Annotated in this window: 4 pseudogenes; 1 reads left to right on the top strand and 3 read right to left on the bottom strand. The window is 38.9% G+C overall.

The features are described from left to right. From B9T16_RS27270 to B9T16_RS27260, 3 pseudogenes are all read right to left on the bottom strand, one after another. Positions 1–782, bottom strand: a pseudogene (locus B9T16_RS27270) (hypothetical protein); the annotation flags it as partial. A 41-nt stretch (positions 783–823) separates the two neighbouring features. Beyond that, a pseudogene (locus tag B9T16_RS27265) lies at positions 824–1,667 on the bottom strand (hypothetical protein); the annotation flags it as partial. A 705-nt stretch (positions 1,668–2,372) separates the two neighbouring features. Next, positions 2,373–2,678: pseudogene (locus B9T16_RS27260) on the bottom strand (hypothetical protein); the annotation flags it as partial. 63 nt (positions 2,679–2,741) lie between these two features. Between B9T16_RS27260 and B9T16_RS27255 the strand changes: the two are divergent. Beyond that, positions 2,742–3,161: pseudogene (locus B9T16_RS27255) on the top strand (hypothetical protein); the annotation flags it as partial.

Genomic DNA, 3,161 nt, shown 5'->3' with positions numbered 1-3,161 from the left:
CAATTATCTGAGAATTCATCCCAAAATTCCTCTGAACTATCTTGGTTCCATATAGTGCTTAACTTGCCATCATATTTTTCTGGTAATTTCTCCCTAGCTTCCCTTTTCTGTTTACCGAAACTCCATTCTTCACCTTTTTCGTCACCCCACTTTTCAATCGTTCCTTTACCACCAGGAACCATTGAAACAATAGCCGTTGCAAGTGTTGAAGGACTTTTATCTAAAAACATTTTAACAACCCGTCTACCATGTTTAAACAGTTGCCATGCTATGGCTTTCATAGCCATGTTAAATGACTGTTTAACGTATGAGCCGAAAGCTGTAGATACTTCCCTAAGCATTTCAGGTCCTTTGCTTAAGGCAATGTGCATAGCAGCAGCTTTGTTGATAAATGCGATGCCGATGGTAGGTAATACTCCACAAACTAATTTACCTGCCATATTACCCAAAAAACCGGCGGTAGTACTAATAAATTGATTAGCAATATTCATCATATTTTTGTCTATCTGTTCATCTGATATATTCCAATTGAAGTTCCAGAAACTATCCGAGTTAGACGTGATAAATCGTGCTACTTTCTCAAAACTAAAGTTAGATAAAAACTTAGTAATTCCTTCCCATAACCAACCTCCAAAACTTTTGCCCCATTCAACAACTTTACCAGTTATTTTAGCCCATAGCTTGCCAAACCAACCCATCTCTTGAGTAGATGTTCTCTGGGCTAAATTAACTTGTCTAACGCCATTCCTACCTATACTGCTACGAGTTTGACGGCTAGACAAGCTACGAGTACTCCTTAGCATTCTCGCGCTTCTGGCAACCATTACAAAGTTCCTCTCAGTGGGTTATCGCCGTCAATCAATTCGGTTTCTATCTTGATATCAGGAAAGTCTTTTTTCAATAATTCTTGTACTTTATTAGTCTCCTGTTCTCTAATCTCGTCTTGTTTTTTCATTGAATCATATAACCTAGTTAAATCGGCTAATATGTCTTTTGACGGGTCATTACCATTAACTTGTAAAGTACCTTGCGCTCTAACTATTGAGAATATTTCCTTTATTTGATTTAAGGCTGTCTGTAGTGTTTCTTTCGCGTTCTTTTGATTAGTGATTTTAACTTTACTTTCGTTAGGCTCTAACAGTTCCTCGAATGATTCAGCTTCTGGAGTAAACGCTGTTTTTAGTTTCTCGTATTTTTCCTCGGTTTCAAATCCTAAATAGTCTAATATTTCCGAGACTTCCCTACCAGCTTTAAAGGCTGCCGCGTGCGCTAACCCAGTCTCATGTAAACAGGTTAAAACAGCGTTTTGGGTCACTTGGTGACTAATAGCTATCTCCATTACCATCCCGAATATTTCCGCTATCGCCTCAGCTAAGTTAGGCAATTTGATTTCCGCGTGTTCCTGTTCTTTGGTCATCAAATTTACGTCATCAATCTCGACTTTAACTTCAAACTCACCCCATCTTTCGTCATCGATGTCAAATCGATACATTAACCATTCTGGCAATGTATTTATTCGTTTAATTCTGTTCTCTGGATTATCAGCATTAACCGTTATTTTTTTCTGGCATTTCAGCCGGGAAGGATTCAGGGTCTAGGAACTCGTAAATCCTTCTAATCATTCCGCAGCATTCTTCGTTCATATCTGGTATTGTTACGTTTCTAACATTGTCATTTTGGGGGTAAAAATCCTTGTCTTCGGATAGAATATATAACTTATAGCTATAACTGGCTGTTCCGGTATTTTTCCAACCGTTAGATTCGCTCTCCCAGTGAGTGTAAGTATTAACAGGAGGCACTGGATACCAATAACTATCTGTAGTAATAGGGTATGTATATCCTAACGTCCATCTAAAAACGCTTCGTTCCTTTCGTAAATAAACGGGTCTATCACTCTCCGGAACCTCCCATAAATGTAGATGTTTTAATACAGCCTCCGGGTATTTAGTCCAAATAAAACTAGGGCTTGTGCCGAAACTACCCTTGGTGTAATAGCACGAACCCAGCTCTGGAGTTTCTATAAACCTTTCGGCATAAGTAATCCTCCAATCTGATGGCACATAATAAGGTCTTAACGGTAACGCCCACCTATTGTTATATGGTCCCCCTGAGCTTGTTGTGACCTCTCCTTCGTGATTACTTTTTGTGATAGTAATGTTATCTTGCCATCTGACAATAACATCTAACCCTAATTTAATCACGTCAAAACCAAAGTCTGTTTGGTCTTGTTGTTCCCATAAATTAATATTACTTATGGCTTGTTTTTTAGTAGAATAATTATCTCTGATTTGCGCGAAAATCATCAACCACCACTTTCCATCATTTTTAACAGGATAATCACGAGGGTTTGGCATTTCGTCCCCCAATTTTGGCGGTCGCCTTCCTTTATCATCATCTACCTCGTCACCGCTATTAGGACCGCCAAAACCTCTACCAGCACCACCCTTTCCCCTAGGTTTTTTTCCTCCCTTTGGTTCATCTCTACCGGGTGGCTCCCTACGACGATGGTCGTCACCAGCGCCACGAATTGGTTCATCTCTCTTTGATGGTTCCCTACGACGATGGTCGTCACCAGCGCCACGAATTGGGTCTGGTTCCCATAGCCTCCTAGTAGGGTCTGGTTCCCATAGCCTCCTAGTAGGGTCTGGCTCTCGCAGGTCAAATGTGTTTCTAACCATTTAAATAATCACATTAAAGTAGTAATATTATACTAACAAATAATTTATTAATAGGTGGTTAAAATGGTGAGAGGTGTTAAAAATATCACGGCTAATATAAACGCTGCTAACTGGAGTAACGCCATAGAGTTATTTAACGGGACTATTTTAGAATCATTAATAACAGAAAGATATAAATATGATATCGGTATTTACAGYTATATATCATCGTTAAACGCTAGGTGTTATATCCCTAATATTGCGATGTCAGAAGTGCCTAAAATTTATCCAGAGGATAGTTATTATCAAAGATGGCAAAAAAAACAGGAAGTGTTGCAGGGAGCGGTAGATTTACAAATATTTTATGGGAATATGGCAACAGAAAACGGGTTAAATTTAGGGATTGTCAAATTGCCATATTATGGAGGCATTCACACCGAAAACCTGTTAATTGAATTAATCACTAATCAAAACGAAGGTTTAGCAATTGATAGCAACTCAATA

Origin of the sequence: Arthrospira sp. PCC 8006 (assembly GCF_046480465.1) — a bacterium.
Classification (GTDB): domain Bacteria; phylum Cyanobacteriota; class Cyanobacteriia; order Cyanobacteriales; family Microcoleaceae; genus Limnospira; species Limnospira platensis.
This window is presented reverse-complemented; position numbering and strand designations above follow the sequence as displayed.